The organism is Pseudomonas kribbensis, from assembly GCF_003352185.1.
Lineage (GTDB): Bacteria > Pseudomonadota > Gammaproteobacteria > Pseudomonadales > Pseudomonadaceae > Aquipseudomonas > Aquipseudomonas kribbensis.
On record NZ_CP029608.1, the window covers coordinates 1,190,369 to 1,205,926 of the forward strand.

Here is a 15,558-nt window from a genome sequence, read left to right on the forward strand (position 1 = left end):
TGTTGTTTTTGTTAGCGCAGAGGCCAATGTTGATGACAGGCATGACGCACCGCGGCGGCGCTGCTCAGCTTGAGCAAGTCCCGGGCGAGGCGTTGGCATTCGGCTTCGTGCAGCTGGCGCACGCGATCCTTGATTTCACCGATCTGTACCGGGCTCACCGACAGTTCGGTCACGCCCAGGCCGATCAACACCGGCGTCGCCAGCGGATCCGAAGCCAGGGCGCCACAGACGCCGACCCAACGCTTGTGCACCGCCGCGCCTTCGCAGGTCATGGCGATCAGGCGCAGCAGCGCCGGGTGCAAGGCATCGACCCGTGCGGCGAGGCCGGCGTGGTCGCGGTCCATGGCCAGGGTGTATTGCGACAGGTCGTTGGTGCCGATGGACAGGAAGTCGGCGTGTTCGGCCAGTTGTTCGGCCTGCAGCGCAGCGGCCGGGACTTCGATCATCACGCCGATTTCCGGACGTTGATTGATGCCCAGTTCCAGACACAGCGCATCGACCCGCTGGCGGATGTGCAGCAGTTCGTCGACCTCGGTGACCATCGGCAGCAGGATCCGGCAGCGCTGCAACGGGCTGACTTGCAGCAGGGCGCGCAGTTGCTGATCGAGGATTTCCGGGCGGGCCTGGGCCAGGCGAATACCGCGCAGACCGAGCACCGGGTTGGCTTCCACTGGCAGCGGCAGATAGTCGAGTTGTTTGTCGCCACCGACATCGATGGTGCGGATGATCACCGACTTGTCGCCCATGGCATCGATCACCGCTTGATAGGCGGCGCGCTGTTCTTCGACATCCGGCGCGGTGTGGCGATCGACGAACAGGAACTCGGTGCGCAGCAGGCCGACGCCATCGGCGCCATTGGCAAACGCATCCGCCGCTTCATGGCTGGAGGCGACGTTGGCGACCACTTCAATGGCCACGCCGTTGCGGGTTTCAGCCGGCAGATGGGCTTTGGCTTGCTGGGCATCGCGACGTTGCTGACGGTCGATTTGCGCTTGTTGGACTTCGGCCAGACGCTCGGCATTCGGCGTCAGTTCGAGGCGTCCGCCGTCGGCATCGAGCACCACCGATTGGCCTTGCGTTTGATCGAGCAGCGCCGCGCCCAGTGCGACCATGCACGGCAGGCCTTTGCCCCGGGCCAGAATCGCCACGTGTGACGTTGCGCCACCCTCGGCCATGCACAGCCCGGCGACGCCTTGCGCACTCAGCTGCAGCAGGTCCGAAGGCGTCAGTTCGTGAGCGGCGACGATGGCGCCGGCCGGCACTTCGTAATGCCAGGCTTCGCCGAGCAGGGCGCGCAGCACCCGTTGCTTCAAGTCGCGCAGATCGTTGGCGCGTTCGGCCAGCAATGGGCTGCCGGTGTTTTGCAGCACTTCGCATTGCGTGTCGATGGATTGGCTCCAGGCGTGAGTCGCTGCAGTGCCGGTTTCAATCGATTGCTGCGCGGCGTCGAGCAGGGCCGGGTCTTCCAGCAATGCGAGGTGCGCGGCGAAGATTGCTTCTTCGTCGGCATTGCGGTGTTTTTTCGCCTGGGCGAGGGTGCCGTCGATTTCGCTGCGAACCTGATTCAGCGCCGTATCGAGGACCTGCAATTGTTGCTCGGGCTGATGATTGCCGGCGTCCGCCGGCAGGCTGATCGCGTTCAGGCGAAACAGCGGCCCGCCGACCAGCCCCGGTGCTGCGCACACGCCGTGCAACACGCCGGCTTCGGCCGGGCGATTGCGCGGCGCGGCAGCAACCGGTGCAGCGGCGTGATGATCCTCCGGCAGGGCGGTGGCCAAGGCATTGAGCAAGGCTTGCAACGCCGCTTGCGCGTCGGAACCCTGGCAACTGATCTGCACTTCGTCCTGTTCGCCAATCGCCAGGCCCATCAAACCGATGAGGCTGTTGCACGGCGCCGATTTGCCGGCGAAATGCAGCTGCGACTGGCTCTTGAAACCTTGTGCCGTCTGGCGGATCAACGCCGCCGGACGTGCATGCAGACCGCCACGATGGGCGACCCGCACATGACCGTGAACTTCTGGGCCACCCGGTTCTTCTGCATTCGCCGCCGTGCCGTGACGGGCGACGATGTGCAGCAGGGGTTCGCCGACTTTCACCGTTTTCAGAGTGATGGGCCGCGCCTGAAAGTCCTGGCTGTTGGTCAGGATCAACAGGCTGACCAGGCTTTTGCACTGACGGCCGACCTTGTCCAGGTCATAGCGCAGCAATGGCTGGCCACTGCTGACCCGGGTGCCTTCCTTGACCAGCATCGAGAAACCTTCGCCCTGCAACTCGACGGTGTCGAGCCCCAGGTGCAGGAGGATTTCTGCGCCGTTGTCGGCTCGCACGGTCAGCGCGTGGCCGGTGCGGGCGACGTGAATCACCACGCCGGCGCAGGGCGAGTACAAGGTGTCGTTCAGCGGATCGATGGCAATGCCGTCGCCCATCGCGCCGCTGGCGAACACCGCGTCCGGAACTTTGGCGAGCGTGAGCACCGGGCCGCTGAGCGGGGCGCTTAAAGTCAGCTCTTTATTGTTGTTGTGCATGGCTCGGTCTCATCAGGAAAACATTCGGTTCGGACTCAGTGCGTACGGGTGACTTTGCTCAGATGACGCGGCTGATCCGGGTCCATGCCACGTGCCACGGCCAGGTTGGCGGCCATCACGTAGAAGCTCTGGATCGCCAGAATCGGATCGAGCGCCGGGTGTTCGGCACGGCTCAGGGTCAGGTCGCGTTCGAGCACATCATCCGGCGCCGCCAGCAATACACGGGCACCACGCTGACGCATTTCCGCCGCCAGGCTCAGCAGGCCGGCCTGCTCGGCGCCGCGCGGGGCAAACACCAGCAAAGGGTAGTTGGCGTCGATCAGGGCCATCGGGCCGTGACGCACTTCGGCACTGCTGAAGGCTTCGGCCTGGATCGCCGAGGTTTCCTTGAATTTCAATGCGGCTTCCTGGGCGATGGCAAATCCGGCGCCACGGCCGATCACCATCAGACGTTCGCAATCGCGCAGGGCATCGATGGCCGGGCTCCAGTCCTGTTGCGCGGCGTCGCGCAAGCCTTCGGGCAGGGCGTTGTGTGCCTCCAGCAATTCGCTGTCTTCTTTCCAGTGCGCGATCAGGCGGGCGCTGGCGCTGAGGGTGGCGATAAAACTCTTGGTCGCGGCGACGCTGCTTTCGGTGCCGGCCAGCAGCGGCAGGCTGAATTCGCACGCGGCCTCCAGTGGCGAATCGGATGCGTTGACCATCGACACGCTCAAGGCGCCACGCTTGCGCAGCAGACGCAGGCTGTTGACCAGATCCGGGCTCTGACCCGACTGGGAAAACGCGAACGCGACCTGACCGCTGACCTTCAACGGCGCCTGCTGCATGGTCACCACCGACATCGGCAGTGACGCCACCGGAATGCCCAGTTGCTGCATGGTCAGGTAGGCGAAGTAGCTCGCCGCATGATCGGAGCTGCCACGGGCGACGGTCATCGCCACTTGCGGCGGCTGACGGCGCAGGCGCCCGGCGATCTCGATCATCGAGCCATCGAGCTGTTGCAATTGGGCTTGCACGGCCTCGAACGAGGACAGCGCCTCCTCAAGCATTTTTGAAGTCAATGTCTTCTCCTTCGACCATGACGGCGGTCAGTGTGAGTGAGCGATCCAGCCGCACGCAGTCGGCCCAGGCACCAGGTGCAAGGCGCCCGCGTTCGGTGATGCCGAGGTAGTCGGCGGGGAATTGCGAAAGACGTTGCGAGGCCTCGGCGATCGGCAGACCGATCTTCACCAGATTGCGCAGGGCCTGATCCATGGTCAGGGTGCTACCGGCCAGCGTGCCGTCCGGCAGGCGCACGCCGCCCAGGCATTTGGTGACGGTGTGGCTGCCAAGCTTGTACTCGCCGTCGGGCATGCCGGCGGCGGCAGTCGAATCGGTGACGCAATACAGGCACGGGATCGAGCGCAGGGCCACGTGGATTGCGCCGGGGTGCACGTGCAGCAAGTCCGGAATCAGCTCGGCAAATTTGGCGTGGGCCAGCGCCGCGCCGACGATGCCCGGTTCGCGGTGATGCAGCGGGCTCATGGCGTTGTACAAGTGGGTGAAACTGGTGGCGCCGGCCTCGAGGGCGGCGACACCTTCTTCGTAACTGCCGAGGGTGTGGCCGATCTGCATGCGAATGCCGCGGCGGCTCAGTTCACGAATCAAACCGTCATGGCCGGCGATTTCCGGGGCGATGGTGATCACCCGGATCGGTGCCAGTGCCAGATACTCTTCGACTTCGGCCATCAATGCGGTGTGGGCAAAGTTCGGTTGCGCGCCGAGTTTGCCGGGATTGATGTACGGACCTTCGAGGTGAACGCCGAGGACCCGGGCGGCGCCTTTCGGACGCTGTTCGCAGAATTCCCCGACATCCTTGAGCACGCTGGCAATCTCGGCACTCGGCGCGGTCATCGTGGTGGCCAGCAGCGAGGTGGTGCCGAAGCGTACGTGGGTTCGGGTGATGGTCTCGAAGGCGCTGGTGCCTTCCATGATGTCTTTGCCGCCACCGCCGTGAACGTGCAGGTCGATGAAACCTGGCAGCAGGTAAGGCAGGTCGTTGTCCGCAGGATCGCAGGGCACGCCTTCGATGGACACGACTCTGCCGTGTTCGTGGATCAGCCGGCCGCGAATCCAGCCGTCAGCGGTGAGGATGTTGTCTTCGGACATTTCGCTTCTCTCGTTTGGCCTGGCTGCCGGTCAGCGGCGCAGCTCTGCAACAAAGTCGTAGTAGTCGTTGCGGCAATAGGTGTCGGTGACTTCGATCGGCGTGTTGTCTTCCAGGTAGCCGACCCGGGTCATCAGCAGCATCGCGGTGCCGGAGGGGATGCCGACCAGCGCGGCGAACTCGTCCGAGGCGTTGATCGCCTGGATGTGTTGCAAGGCGCGCACGATCGGCTTGCCGATGCTGTCGAGGTGTTCGTAGAGGGAATCGCCCACCACTTGCGGCTTGGGCATGATCGAGGCGGGCAGGGTGCTCATCTCGATGGCCATCACCGTGTCGTCGGCCTTGCGCAGGCGTTTCATGCGCGCGACTTTGTCGTTCGGTGACAGGCCCAAGCGGATCAATTCTTCGTGGGTGGGCAGGGTGATTTCACGCTCGAGCCATTGCGAGCTGGGCACGAAACCCTTGAGACGGAGCATTTCGCTGAAGCCCGACAGACGTGACAGCGGTTGTTCAAGGCGCGGAGTGATGAAGGTGCCGGAACCTTGCAGGCGGCGGATCAAACCTTGATCGAGCAGGACTTCCAGCGCCTTGCGGGCGGTGACCCGGGAAATCCCCAGCATCTCGCTGAGATTGCGCTCCGACGGCATCGCCTGTTCGGCTTTCCACTGGCCGGCATGAATCGCCGCTTCCAGGTTGCGCGCCAGTTGCAGGTACAGCGGCGTCGGCTGGGAGTCGTCAGGGCGCAGGGCGTGGAGATCGTTCATGCAGGCACTTCCGGAGCTGATATTGGATTGTTGTCGCTCGCTGTTTCGGCGAAAACTAATACCACTTGCATACCATGTCAACGCAGTGGAAAGGCCTGTAGTCCTTTGGGATCGGGTGTTTCAGGGTGGGTGGTTTCAAGTGGTATTAGAGGTGGGCTGTGAAACGCAAAAGATCGCAGTCTGCGGCAGTTCTGGCGGGTGAAAGTGGTATCACCGTTCAGACGTTGCCGCAGGCTGCGATCTTTTGCATTTATTTTTTGCGGGCGACCAATGGTCAGGGGAAAGGGCCGCTTGGCGGCCCGGAGAGCGCAGGCGCGCTGATTACTGAATCAGGGGCGGATTTCGATCATCGTGCCGTCCGGCACCAGGTTCCAGACTTCGCGCATGTCGACGTTGCGCATGGCGATGCAGCCGTCGGTCCAGTCCAGGGTGTGGAACAGGTTTTCCGGGTTCTCTGCGGAATCCGGCGTGCCGTGGATCATGATCATGCCGCCGGGCTCGACGCCTTCGCGGCGGGCGCGGGCGGAGTCGCTGATGTTCGGGTAGGAGATGTGCATCGACAGGTTGAATTTGTCGCTGGTCTTGCGCCAGTCGATCCAATAGAAACCTTCGGGTGTGCGTTTATCGCCTTCAATCAGTTTCGGACCTTTCTTCGCGCCCTTGCCCAGGGAAATGCGATAGCTCTTGAGCGGTTTGCCGTCGGCGATCAACTGCAGTTGATGAGCCGATTTGAGCACCAGTATTTTTTCGATGAGCGGGGTGTTCGAAGGCGTCACGGTGGTCACGAACGACGCTTGGGAGACGGTGACGAACGACAGGCAAAACAGGGCAAGCAACCAGCGCATTGAAACGATTCCCCAGAAGGTGATGCAGATAATTTATTTATAGATCTTATGCAGGCGCTGTCGCGGGCTGCGCACGCGGGTTATCGGCCGGCTGGCGCTGAAATCAAGTGATGGCCGGCTGAGCGAGCGGCGGAATCGATTCCGAGCGCACGGGGTAAGTCTCGGCGCGGCGGTCAGCGAAGAAGCATTCTAAGGTACGGCCCACCGTGCGGAAAGCCAGCTCGTCCCATGGAATCTGCGCTTCGTCGAACAGTTGCACTTCGAGACTCTCGGGGCCGGCGGAAAAATCCAGGTCTGCGAGCTCGGCGCGAAAGAACACATGCACCTGACTGATGTGCGGCACGTCGATCAGGGTGTAGATGCTCAGGTTGCGTACCCGGGCGCAGGCTTCTTCGGCGGTTTCGCGGATGGCAGCCTGTTCGATGGTCTCGCCGTTCTCCATGAAGCCGGCGGGCAGCGTCCAGTAACCGAGGCGCGGCTCGATTGCACGGCGGCAGAGCAGGACTTTGCTACCCCAGGTCGCTACACAGCCGGCCACGATATTGGGGTTCTGGTAGTGAATGGTCTGACAGCTGTCGCAGACAAATCGCAGCCGCGAGTCGCCTTCGGGAATGCGCTGGGTCACCGGGTTGCCGCACTGGCTGCAAAATTTCATGCTGGGGTTCCTGAATGCTGCGCCTATCTTGGCGTGCAGCGGTGTCAGTCGGCAAGTTGTCGTTTCGCGACATGTCCCTTGTTCAGGGCTTGGGCGGTCGCATTGATTGGTGCATGATGCAGGGCAAGGCACAGATCGAGAACACTTATGCTGGACGAGCTACTGCACCGGGTAAGCAATCACACGCCGCGCACGCTGGAGACCGACACGCGTTTCCCCGAGGCCGCCGTCCTGGTGCCGATTACTCGCAGTGACGAACCCGAACTTGTCCTCACCCTGCGTGCCAGCGGGCTCTCGACCCACGGTGGCGAAGTCGCCTTTCCCGGTGGCAGGCGTGACCCGGAAGACCCGGACCTGATCTTCACCGCCCTGCGTGAGGCTGAAGAGGAAATCGGCCTGCCGCCGGGACTGGTCGAAGTGATCGGTCCGCTCAGTCCGCTGATTTCCCTGCATGGCATCAAGGTCACGCCGTATGTCGGGGTGATTCCCGATTTTGTCGAATACCAGGCCAATGATGCCGAGATCGCCGCGGTGTTCAGCGTGCCCCTGGAGTTCTTCCGCAAGGACCCACGCGAACACACCCACCGCATCGACTATCAGGGTCGCAGTTGGTACGTGCCGAGCTATCGTTATGGCGAATACAAGATCTGGGGGCTGACGGCGATCATGATCGTCGAGTTGATCAACCTGCTCTATGACGCCAAAATCAGCCTGCATCGACCGCCAAAAAGCTTTATCAATACCTGAAGCCATCGTTCGAATGGTCAGCCATCGTGAGCCCTGAGGAAAACAAGATGAAATATCGCCTGGGCGACGCCCGCGTCGAAACCCATCCGCAGAGCTGGGTCGCCCCCAACGCCGTGCTGGTGGGCAAGGTCAAGCTGGAAGAGGGCGCCAACGTCTGGTTCAACGCCGTGTTGCGCGGCGACAACGAACTGATCCTGATCGGCAAGAACAGCAACGTGCAGGACGGCACGGTGATGCACACCGACATGGGCTTTCCGCTGACTATCGGTACCGGCGTGACCATCGGCCACAACGCCATGCTCCACGGCTGCACGGTCGGCGACTACAGCCTGATCGGCATCAACGCCGTCATCCTCAATGGCGCGAAGATCGGCAAGAACTGCATCATCGGCGCCAATTCGTTGATCGGTGAAGGCAAGGAAATTCCCGATGGTTCGCTGGTGATGGGCTCTCCGGGCAAGGTGGTGCGTGAACTGACCGAGCCGCAGAAGAAGATGCTCGAAGCCAGCGCCGCGCACTATGTGCATAACTCCCAGCGCTATGCGCGCGATCTGGTCGAGCAGGAAGAATGACAACCCCGGAAAGACCCGTCGCCTCGCCGTGTGTGAGCATTTGCGCGCTGGACGAGGATGACATTTGCACCGGTTGCCAGCGCACGGTCGAGGAAATCACCCGCTGGAGCCGGATGACCAACGACGAGCGGCGAGTGGTGCTGGGGTTGTGTCATGAGCGGGCCAAGGCCAGTGGATTGATTTGGATGATCCCTGCCAAGCGCTGATGCTTGTCTGGCGTCGGGTGTATACAATTTGCTCCCCGACTTGGCCGGACTCTCCTCCTCAAGTAACCTGTGCGCCAATCTGACAGGTCGCTCCCCATGATTTTCCTCATCGCCTATATCAGCAGTGTCGTGCTGATCAACTTCGCTTTCTCCACCGCGCCGCACCTGGACATCATCTGGTCGGCTTGGGGCGGGCTGGTGTTCGTGCTGCGCGACATGGTGCAGATTCGTTTCGGCCATGGCGCGATTGTGGCGATGCTGGCGGCGCTGGTGCTGTCCTATGTCACCTCCGATCCATCGATTGCGCTGGCCAGTGCCACGGCGTTTGCGGTGTCCGAGTGCATCGACTGGCTGGTATTCAGCATCACCAAGCGTCCGTTGCGTGATCGTCTGTGGATCAGTTCGGCGTTGAGCATTCCCCTCGACACCTTCATCTTTTTCGGCATGATCGACCTGCTGACACCGCCGGTGATCATCACCGCCCTGGCCTCGAAGTTCGCCGGTGTGACTGCGGTCTGGCTGATCATGGCCTGGCGCGAACGCAAACAGGCTGTCGCCGGCTGAAGCCAAACCCTCGGGTTCATGTAAAATGCCGCGCTTTCTCCCCATGGAAAGCGCGTCTGGCGTTGCTTTCCTCGATGATCCGCTTCTTTGAGGACCTGAGATGACCCGTATCGGAACTCCATTGTCGCCGACCGCGACCCGCGTATTGCTGTGTGGCTGTGGTGAGTTGGGCAAGGAAGTGGTGATCGAGCTGCAACGCCTGGGCGTTGAAGTGATCGCCGTTGACCGTTACGCCAATGCGCCGGCCATGCAGGTTGCCCATCGCAGTCACGTGATCAACATGCTCGACGGCGCCGCCCTGCGTGCGGTGATCGAAGCCGAAAAGCCGCACTTCATCGTGCCGGAAATCGAAGCCATCGCCACCGCCACCCTGGTCGAGCTGGAAGCCGAAGGCTTCACCGTGATCCCGACCGCCCGCGCCGCGCAACTGACCATGAATCGCGAGGGCATCCGTCGTCTGGCCGCCGAAGAGCTGGATCTGCCGACTTCGCCGTACCACTTCGCCGACACCTTCGAGGACTACAGCAAAGCCGTTGAGGACCTGGGTTTCCCGTGCGTCGTCAAACCGGTGATGAGCTCGTCGGGCAAGGGCCAGAGCCTGCTGCGCAGCGCCGATGACGTGCAGAAGGCCTGGGACTACGCACAAGAAGGCGGTCGTGCCGGTAAAGGTCGCGTGATCATCGAAGGTTTCATCGATTTCGACTACGAAATCACCCTGCTGACCGTGCGTCATATCGGCGGCACCACGTTCTGTGCACCGGTCGGCCACCGTCAGGAAAAGGGCGACTACCAGGAATCCTGGCAGCCACAAGCCATGAGCCCGATTGCTCTGGCTGAGTCCGAGCGCGTTGCCAAAGCCGTGACCGAGGCGTTGGGTGGCCGTGGCCTGTTCGGTGTCGAGCTGTTCATCAAGGGCGATCAGGTGTGGTTCAGCGAAGTGTCGCCGCGCCCGCACGACACCGGTCTGGTGACCCTGATTTCCCAGGACCTGTCGCAGTTCGCCCTGCACGCCCGGGCAATCCTTGGTTTGCCAGTGCCGCTGATCCGTCAGTTCGGCCCATCGGCTTCGGCAGTGATTCTGGTGGAAGGCCAGTCGACCCAGACCGCATTCGCCAACCTCGGCGCTGCGCTGAGCGAGCCGGATACCGCGTTGCGTCTGTTCGGCAAGCCTGAAGTCAACGGTCAGCGCCGCATGGGTGTTGCACTGGCCCGTGACGAGTCGATCGAGGCCGCTCGTGCCAAGGCGACCCGCGCTTCTCAGGCTGTCGTTGTAGAGCTGTAAATCTCGCTATCTGATCGCTCCCGCCTGTGCGGGAGCGATCATTGCGCTTACGACACCTGATTCAGGTCGTTATGGCGCGTTTCCTTCAGGCACAGCACAGCGATCAAGCTGAGCACCGCGGCCGCAGACACATACCCGCCGACGTAACTCAAACCACCCATCGCCACCAGTTTCTGCGCAAAGAACGGCGCCGCCGAGGCTCCAACGATGCCGCCGAGGTTGTAGGCCGCCGATGCGCCGGTATACCGCACGTGTGTCGGAAACAGTTCCGGCAGCAGCGCGCCCATCGGGGCGAACGTCACGCCCATCAGGAACAGCTCGATGCACAGGAACAGTGCCACGCCCCAGGTCGAGCCCTGAGTCAGCAACGGTTCCATCAGAAATCCGGAGAGAATCGCCAGCACACCACCGACGATCAGCACCGGCTTACGTCCATAACGATCACTGGCCCAGGCCGACAACGGTGTCGCGGCTGCCATGAACAACACGGCGAAGCACAGCAGACCGAGGAATGTCTCGCGGCTGTAGCCCAGCGTCGACACGCCGTAGCTCAGGGAAAATACCGTAGAGATGTAGAACAACGCGTAGCAGACGACCATGGCGGCGGCACCCAGCAATGTTGGCGCCCAGTATTGGCTGAACAGCTCGACCAGCGGCACTTTCACCCGCTCCTGACGGGCGATGGCGTTGGCGAACACTGGCGTTTCGTGGAGTTTGAGACGCACGTACAGCCCGACCATCACCAGTACCGCACTGAGCAGGAACGGAATCCGCCAGCCCCAACTGCGAAACTGTTCGTCATTGAGCGTCATGGCCAGGGTCAGGAACAGGCCGTTGGCTGCCAGAAAACCAATCGAAGGGCCCAACTGCGGGAACATGCCGAACCATGCCCGTTTGCCTTTCGGCGCGTTTTCGGTGGCCAACAATGCCGCGCCACCCCATTCACCGCCGAGTCCGAGACCCTGACCGAAGCGCAACACGCAAAGCAGGATCGGTGCCCACGCCCCAATGCTGTCGTAACCTGGCAGCACGCCGATCAGCGTGGTGCAGACACCCATCAGCAGCAGCGAAGCCACCAGCGTGGACTTGCGCCCGATCCGGTCGCCGAAATGGCCGAACAGCGCAGAACCCAGCGGGCGGGCGAGGAAGGCGATACCGAAGGTGAGGAATGCCGAGAGCATCTGCGCGGTGCCGGATGTCTGCGGAAAGAATACCGGCCCGATCACCAGCGCAGCGGCGGTGGCATAGACGTAGAAGTCGTAGAACTCGATGGCCGTGCCGATGAAGCTCGCGGTGGCCACTCGGGTGGCGGAATTGGCCGGTTGGGTCGGCGCGGTGTCGCTGTAAGCGGTACTGGTCGTCATGCGGTGATCCCTGACAGTCATGAGCTCCATTGGAGCGAATTATTATGGTCGACTACCCGGGGATGTGGGATAGGGCGCGAGCGCTGTTTCAGGTAGGAACAGTCGTCGGTGTGATGCGGAAAACGGCGATGAACCTGCCGGAACCTGTCGGGTGCGGGGTAAGCACGGGGTTCGGCGGGGCTTGGGTAAGCACCGCGATTATAGGAAGGTGGCTAACGATTGAACAAGGGGCGAGCTAGCGGATGGGCGTGAGCGCCGGTGCCGAGCTGGTGTGCCAGATGAGCACTTTGCTCACGCGGTTTTCCTCGGTTTCGAGGATCTCCAGGCGATAGCGCCCGATCTTCAGGCACACCGCGCTTTCCGGAATGGTTTCCAGCGCTTCGGTCACCAGGCCATTCAGGGTCCGCGGGCCGTCGCTGGGCAGGTGCCAGCCCAGGCATTTGTTCAGCTCGCGGATCGAGGCGGCGCCATCGATCACCATACGGCCATCGGCCTGCGGATGAATGTGCGGGTTGTCGAGGCTGTGCTCGCTTTCGAATTCGCCGACGATTTCTTCGAGAATATCTTCCAACGTGACGATCCCCAACACTTCGCCGTACTCGTCCACCACCATGCCCAGACGACGCTGCTGCTTGTGGAAGTTCAGCAGCTGCAGTTGCAGCGGTGTACTTTCCGGGACGAAATACGGCTCGTAGCTGGCGGCGAGCAGCGCTTCGCGGGTCAGGGCGTGATTGTCCAGCAAGTGGCGGATCTGCCGGGTATTGAGGACCGCCTCGACCTGGTTGATGTCGCTGTGGAAAACCGGCAGGCGCGTGCGCTTGTTGTGGCGCAACTGCTCGATGATCTCTTCGATCGGATCGTCGAGATTGATGCCGTCGACGTCACTGCGAGGCACCAGGATGTCGTTGACCGTGATGTTGTCCAGCGCGTGGATACCGGAAACCGGGTGCGTGCGTGACGGATGTTCCGGGTCGTCGTGGCGTTCCGGCGGGACGTCATCTTCGCTCTGTTGCACGACCTGCTGCTTGCGCACCAGCGGACGCAGCAGCAAACCACTGATGCTGCTCAGCAGCCATGCGAGCGGATAGATCACTTTCAGCGGCACTGCCAGCAACGTGTTGCCGAATGACAGCACGGCGTCCGGATAACGCTGGGCGAGGGTGCGCGGGAAATAGTCGGCAAACACCAGCAGGACGGCGCCGGCACCCAGGGTGGCTGCCCAGGGACCGTTTTCTTCACAGAGGAAAATCGCCAGCAGCGTGGCAAGTACCACGGCGAGGGCGCGGCACAGGGTGTTGCACAGGATCAGGCTGTCGAGCGGAAAGCTGAGTTTTGCCAGTGGCTTGTCACTGGCACGCGACGCGGTGCGTTGTGCCAGCAGATGCTGTTGCGCCACTTCGATGGCGGTAAACAGCCCCGACCAGAGAATCAGCAGGACAAATACCGCGAGCATCGGCCCTATGGGCAAACCGTCCATTTATGCCGCCCGTCAGATGTGCAGGATATATTCACGGACCAGTTTGCTGCCGAAATACGCCAACATCAGCAGACAGAAACCGGCGAGGGTCCAGCGGATCGCTTTGTGGCCACGCCAGCCCAGGCGATTGCGGCCCCACAACAGCACGCTGAACACGATCCAGGCCAGACAGGCGAGCAGGGTCTTGTGCACCAGGTGCTGGGCAAACAGGTTTTCGACGAACAGCCAGCCTGAGATCAGCGACAGCGACAGCAGCGTCCAGCCGGCCCAGAGGAAGCCGAACAGCAGGCTTTCCATGGTTTGCAGCGGCGGGAAGTTCTTGATCAGCCCGGACGGGTGTTTGTTCTTGAGCTGGTGATCCTGCACCAGCAGCAACAAGGCCTGGAACACGGCGATGGTGAACATGCCGTAGGCGAGGATCGATAGCAGGATGTGCGCAAGAATGCCCGGCTCTTCGTCGATGATCTGCACGGTGCCGGTCGGCGCAAACTGCGCCAGTAACACGGTGATCGCCCCCAGCGGGAACAGCAGGACCAGCAGGTTTTCCACCGGGATCCGCGAGCAGGCCAGCAGGGTCAGGGCGATGACTGCTGCGGCAATCAGGCTCGACGCACTGAAGAAGTCCAGGCCCAGACCGATCGGCGTCAGCAGGTGAGTCAGCAGGCTGGCACTGTGGGCCAGCACGGCGAGCACGCCAAGCGTGACCAGCAGGCGCTTGTTGGCCTTGGCGCCAGTGGCCAGGCGGGTGCCCTGATAAAGGGTCGCAGCGGCATAGAGAAGGGCGGCGGCGAGGGTGGTCAGCAAACTCGGTGACAAGGGGAGCATAAATCCTGTTAGGCAAGCCCGAAAGGCGCTGAGTTTGGCATAGAACGGTCATCGCACGAAAGACCGGCAAGCTGACAGCGAGGTGTCCGCCAGACGCAGTCTTCGCTATAATCCGCGACCTGCCCACGCCGCAGGCTCGCCGAGTACATGTTGATTCCGGTCCGGGCCGCCATTATCCCGGTCTACACAGGGCCTGAAAGGATCGCGCAATGTTTGAAAACTTAACCGACCGTCTCTCGCAGACGCTGCGCCATGTCACCGGCAAGGCGAAACTGACTGAAGACAACATTAAAGACACCCTGCGTGAAGTGCGCATGGCGTTGCTCGAAGCCGACGTTGCCCTGCCGGTGGTCAAGGACTTCGTCAATTCGGTCAAGGAACGCGCTGTCGGCACCGAGGTGTCGCGCAGCCTGACGCCGGGCCAGGCGTTCGTGAAGATCGTCCAGGCCGAACTCGAAAGCCTGATGGGCGCGGCCAACGAAGACCTGAACCTGAGCGCCGTGCCGCCTGCCGTCATTCTGATGGCCGGTCTGCAGGGTGCCGGTAAAACCACCACCGCCGGCAAGCTGGCGCGCTTCCTTAAAGAGCGCAAGAAGAAGTCGGTCATGGTCGTGTCGGCGGACATCTATCGTCCTGCCGCTATCAAACAGCTGGAAACCCTGGCCAACGACATCGGCGTGACGTTCTTCCCGTCCGACCTGAGCCAGAAGCCGGTCGACATCGCCAACGCGGCTATTAAAGAAGCAAAACTGAAATTCATCGACGTGGTCATCGTCGATACCGCCGGTCGTCTGCACATCGACGAAGAGATGATGGGCGAGATCAAGGCACTGCACGCCGCGATCAATCCGGTCGAAACCCTGTTCGTGGTTGACGCCATGACCGGTCAGGACGCCGCCAATACGGCCAAGGCCTTTGGCGATGCACTGCCGCTGACCGGCGTGATCCTGACCAAGGTCGACGGTGACGCCCGTGGCGGTGCCGCACTGTCCGTGCGTGCCATCACCGGCAAGCCGATCAAGTTCATCGGTATGGGCGAGAAGACCGAAGCCCTCGACCCGTTCCACCCTGAGCGTATCGCTTCGCGGATCCTCGGCATGGGCGATGTGCTCAGCCTGATCGAACAGGCTGAAGCGACCCTCGACAAGGACAAGGCCGACAAACTGGCCAAGAAGCTGAAGAAGGGCAAGGGCTTCGACCTCGAAGACTTCCGCGATCAGCTGCAACAGATGAAGAACATGGGCGGCCTCGGCGGCCTCATGGACAAGCTGCCGAGCATCGGTGGCGTCAACCTTTCGCAGATGGGCAATGCCCAGAGTGCGGCAGAGAAGCAGTTCAAGCAGATGGAAGCCATCATCAACTCCATGACCCCGGCCGAGCGCCGCGATCCCGAGCTGATCAGCGGTTCGCGCAAGCGTCGGATCGCCATGGGTTCCGGCACCCAGGTGCAGGACATCGGTCGCTTGATCAAGCAGCACAAGCAGATGCAGAAGATGATGAAGAAATTCTCCGCCAAGGGCGGAATGGCGAAAATGATGCGCGGCATGGGCGGAATGCTGCCCGGCGGCGGCATGCCAAAACTGTAAAAG

General features: G+C 62.0%; 15 protein-coding genes. 6 read left to right on the forward strand and 9 right to left on the reverse strand.

Translation table 11 applies throughout. The features are described 5' to 3' along the window. Nucleotides 1–11: 11 nt before the first annotated feature. The 6 genes from ptsP to DLD99_RS05405 all read right to left on the reverse strand — a co-directional run bounded on the left by ptsP (nucleotide 12) and on the right by DLD99_RS05405 (nucleotide 6,932). Nucleotides 12–2,525, reverse strand: coding sequence for a phosphoenolpyruvate--protein phosphotransferase (gene ptsP / locus DLD99_RS05380; protein WP_114881508.1), 2,514 nt, complete (start codon nucleotides 2,523–2,525; stop codon nucleotides 12–14). A gap of 35 nt (nucleotides 2,526–2,560) precedes the next feature. Then, a complete protein-coding gene (locus tag DLD99_RS05385; protein WP_114881509.1) occupies nucleotides 2,561–3,571 on the reverse strand; it encodes an SIS domain-containing protein in 1,011 nt (336 codons plus the stop codon). Further along, nucleotides 3,564–4,670, reverse strand: a complete 1,107-nt coding sequence (gene nagA, locus DLD99_RS05390) for an N-acetylglucosamine-6-phosphate deacetylase (protein WP_114881510.1) — start codon at nucleotides 4,668–4,670, stop codon at nucleotides 3,564–3,566. The genes DLD99_RS05385 and nagA overlap by 8 nt, the downstream gene beginning before the upstream one ends. 30 nt (nucleotides 4,671–4,700) lie before the next feature. After that, complete coding sequence (locus DLD99_RS05395) at nucleotides 4,701–5,432, reverse strand: GntR family transcriptional regulator (RefSeq protein WP_114881511.1); 732 nt, start codon at nucleotides 5,430–5,432, stop codon at nucleotides 4,701–4,703. Between the two features lie 329 nt (nucleotides 5,433–5,761). After that, the gene (locus tag DLD99_RS05400) at nucleotides 5,762–6,277 is read right to left on the reverse strand and encodes a L,D-transpeptidase family protein (protein WP_085711656.1); all 516 of its coding nucleotides are present in this window, start codon (nucleotides 6,275–6,277) and stop codon (nucleotides 5,762–5,764) included. Nucleotides 6,278–6,380: 103 nt separating this feature from the next. Then, nucleotides 6,381–6,932, reverse strand: a complete 552-nt coding sequence (locus tag DLD99_RS05405; protein WP_096819233.1) for an NUDIX hydrolase — start codon at nucleotides 6,930–6,932, stop codon at nucleotides 6,381–6,383. A gap of 147 nt (nucleotides 6,933–7,079) precedes the next feature. On the opposite strand from DLD99_RS05405, the gene DLD99_RS05410 reads away from it, so the two are divergent. The 5 genes from DLD99_RS05410 to purT all read left to right on the forward strand — a co-directional run bounded on the left by DLD99_RS05410 (nucleotide 7,080) and on the right by purT (nucleotide 10,303). Then, nucleotides 7,080–7,679, forward strand: coding sequence for a CoA pyrophosphatase (locus DLD99_RS05410; protein WP_085711654.1), 600 nt, complete (start codon nucleotides 7,080–7,082; stop codon nucleotides 7,677–7,679). 47 nt (nucleotides 7,680–7,726) lie between these two features. Then, nucleotides 7,727–8,251, forward strand: coding sequence for a gamma carbonic anhydrase family protein (locus DLD99_RS05415; protein ID WP_034154816.1), 525 nt, complete (start codon nucleotides 7,727–7,729; stop codon nucleotides 8,249–8,251). Continuing rightward, entirely contained in the window at nucleotides 8,248–8,457 is a 210-nt protein-coding gene (locus tag DLD99_RS05420) for a DUF1289 domain-containing protein (RefSeq protein ID WP_114881512.1), read from the forward strand. Before DLD99_RS05415 ends, DLD99_RS05420 begins: the two co-directional genes overlap by 4 nt. 96 nt (nucleotides 8,458–8,553) lie before the next feature. Further along, nucleotides 8,554–9,021 (forward strand): preQ0 transporter, encoded by a 468-nt coding sequence (locus DLD99_RS05425; protein WP_114881513.1) that lies wholly within the window; start codon nucleotides 8,554–8,556, stop codon nucleotides 9,019–9,021. 100 nt (nucleotides 9,022–9,121) lie between these two features. Then, on the forward strand, nucleotides 9,122–10,303 hold the full coding sequence (gene purT / locus DLD99_RS05430) for a formate-dependent phosphoribosylglycinamide formyltransferase (RefSeq protein ID WP_114881514.1): 1,182 nt from the start codon (nucleotides 9,122–9,124) through the stop codon (nucleotides 10,301–10,303). 47 nt (nucleotides 10,304–10,350) lie between these two features. Here purT and DLD99_RS05435 read toward each other — a convergent pair whose 3' ends face one another. The 3 genes from DLD99_RS05435 to DLD99_RS05450 all read right to left on the reverse strand — a co-directional run bounded on the left by DLD99_RS05435 (nucleotide 10,351) and on the right by DLD99_RS05450 (nucleotide 13,969). Then, a complete protein-coding gene (locus tag DLD99_RS05435; RefSeq protein WP_114881515.1) occupies nucleotides 10,351–11,667 on the reverse strand; it encodes an MFS transporter in 1,317 nt (438 codons plus the stop codon). Nucleotides 11,668–11,902: 235 nt separating this feature from the next. Next, nucleotides 11,903–13,144 carry a transporter associated domain-containing protein gene (locus DLD99_RS05445; RefSeq protein WP_114881517.1) on the reverse strand — a complete coding sequence of 414 codons (1,242 nt, stop codon included), beginning with the start codon at nucleotides 13,142–13,144 and terminating at the stop codon, nucleotides 11,903–11,905. Between the two features lie 12 nt (nucleotides 13,145–13,156). Then, nucleotides 13,157–13,969: a cytochrome C assembly family protein gene (locus tag DLD99_RS05450; protein ID WP_085711648.1), complete on the reverse strand. Its 813-nt coding sequence runs from the start codon at nucleotides 13,967–13,969 to the stop codon at nucleotides 13,157–13,159. A 209-nt stretch (nucleotides 13,970–14,178) separates the two neighbouring features. Here DLD99_RS05450 and ffh point away from each other — a divergent pair, with 209 nt between their 5' ends. Further along, entirely contained in the window at nucleotides 14,179–15,555 is a 1,377-nt protein-coding gene (gene ffh / locus DLD99_RS05455) for a signal recognition particle protein (RefSeq protein ID WP_085711647.1), read from the forward strand. Nucleotides 15,556–15,558 lie beyond the last annotated feature (3 nt).

Excerpts from the sequence above, each read along its gene's own strand:
- DLD99_RS05415 (WP_034154816.1), top strand. The coding sequence starts at position 7,727 with ATGAAATATCGCCTGGGCGACGCCCGCGTCGAAACCCATCCGCAGAGC.
- DLD99_RS05425 (WP_114881513.1), top strand. The coding sequence starts at position 8,554 with ATGATTTTCCTCATCGCCTATATCAGCAGTGTCGTGCTGATCAACTTC.
- DLD99_RS05420 (WP_114881512.1), top strand. The coding sequence starts at position 8,248 with ATGACAACCCCGGAAAGACCCGTCGCCTCGCCGTGTGTGAGCATTTGC.
- DLD99_RS05385 (WP_114881509.1), bottom strand. The coding sequence starts at position 3,571 with ATGCTTGAGGAGGCGCTGTCCTCGTTCGAGGCCGTGCAAGCCCAATTG.
- purT (WP_114881514.1), top strand. The coding sequence starts at position 9,122 with ATGACCCGTATCGGAACTCCATTGTCGCCGACCGCGACCCGCGTATTG.
- DLD99_RS05450 (WP_085711648.1), bottom strand. The coding sequence starts at position 13,969 with ATGCTCCCCTTGTCACCGAGTTTGCTGACCACCCTCGCCGCCGCCCTT.
- DLD99_RS05410 (WP_085711654.1), top strand. The coding sequence starts at position 7,080 with ATGCTGGACGAGCTACTGCACCGGGTAAGCAATCACACGCCGCGCACG.
- DLD99_RS05400 (WP_085711656.1), bottom strand. The coding sequence starts at position 6,277 with ATGCGCTGGTTGCTTGCCCTGTTTTGCCTGTCGTTCGTCACCGTCTCC.
- ffh (WP_085711647.1), top strand. The coding sequence starts at position 14,179 with ATGTTTGAAAACTTAACCGACCGTCTCTCGCAGACGCTGCGCCATGTC.
- DLD99_RS05445 (WP_114881517.1), bottom strand. The coding sequence starts at position 13,144 with ATGGACGGTTTGCCCATAGGGCCGATGCTCGCGGTATTTGTCCTGCTG.
- nagA (WP_114881510.1), bottom strand. The coding sequence starts at position 4,670 with ATGTCCGAAGACAACATCCTCACCGCTGACGGCTGGATTCGCGGCCGG.
- DLD99_RS05435 (WP_114881515.1), bottom strand. The coding sequence starts at position 11,667 with ATGACGACCAGTACCGCTTACAGCGACACCGCGCCGACCCAACCGGCC.
- DLD99_RS05395 (WP_114881511.1), bottom strand. The coding sequence starts at position 5,432 with ATGAACGATCTCCACGCCCTGCGCCCTGACGACTCCCAGCCGACGCCG.
- ptsP (WP_114881508.1), bottom strand. The coding sequence starts at position 2,525 with ATGCACAACAACAATAAAGAGCTGACTTTAAGCGCCCCGCTCAGCGGC.
- DLD99_RS05405 (WP_096819233.1), bottom strand. The coding sequence starts at position 6,932 with ATGAAATTTTGCAGCCAGTGCGGCAACCCGGTGACCCAGCGCATTCCC.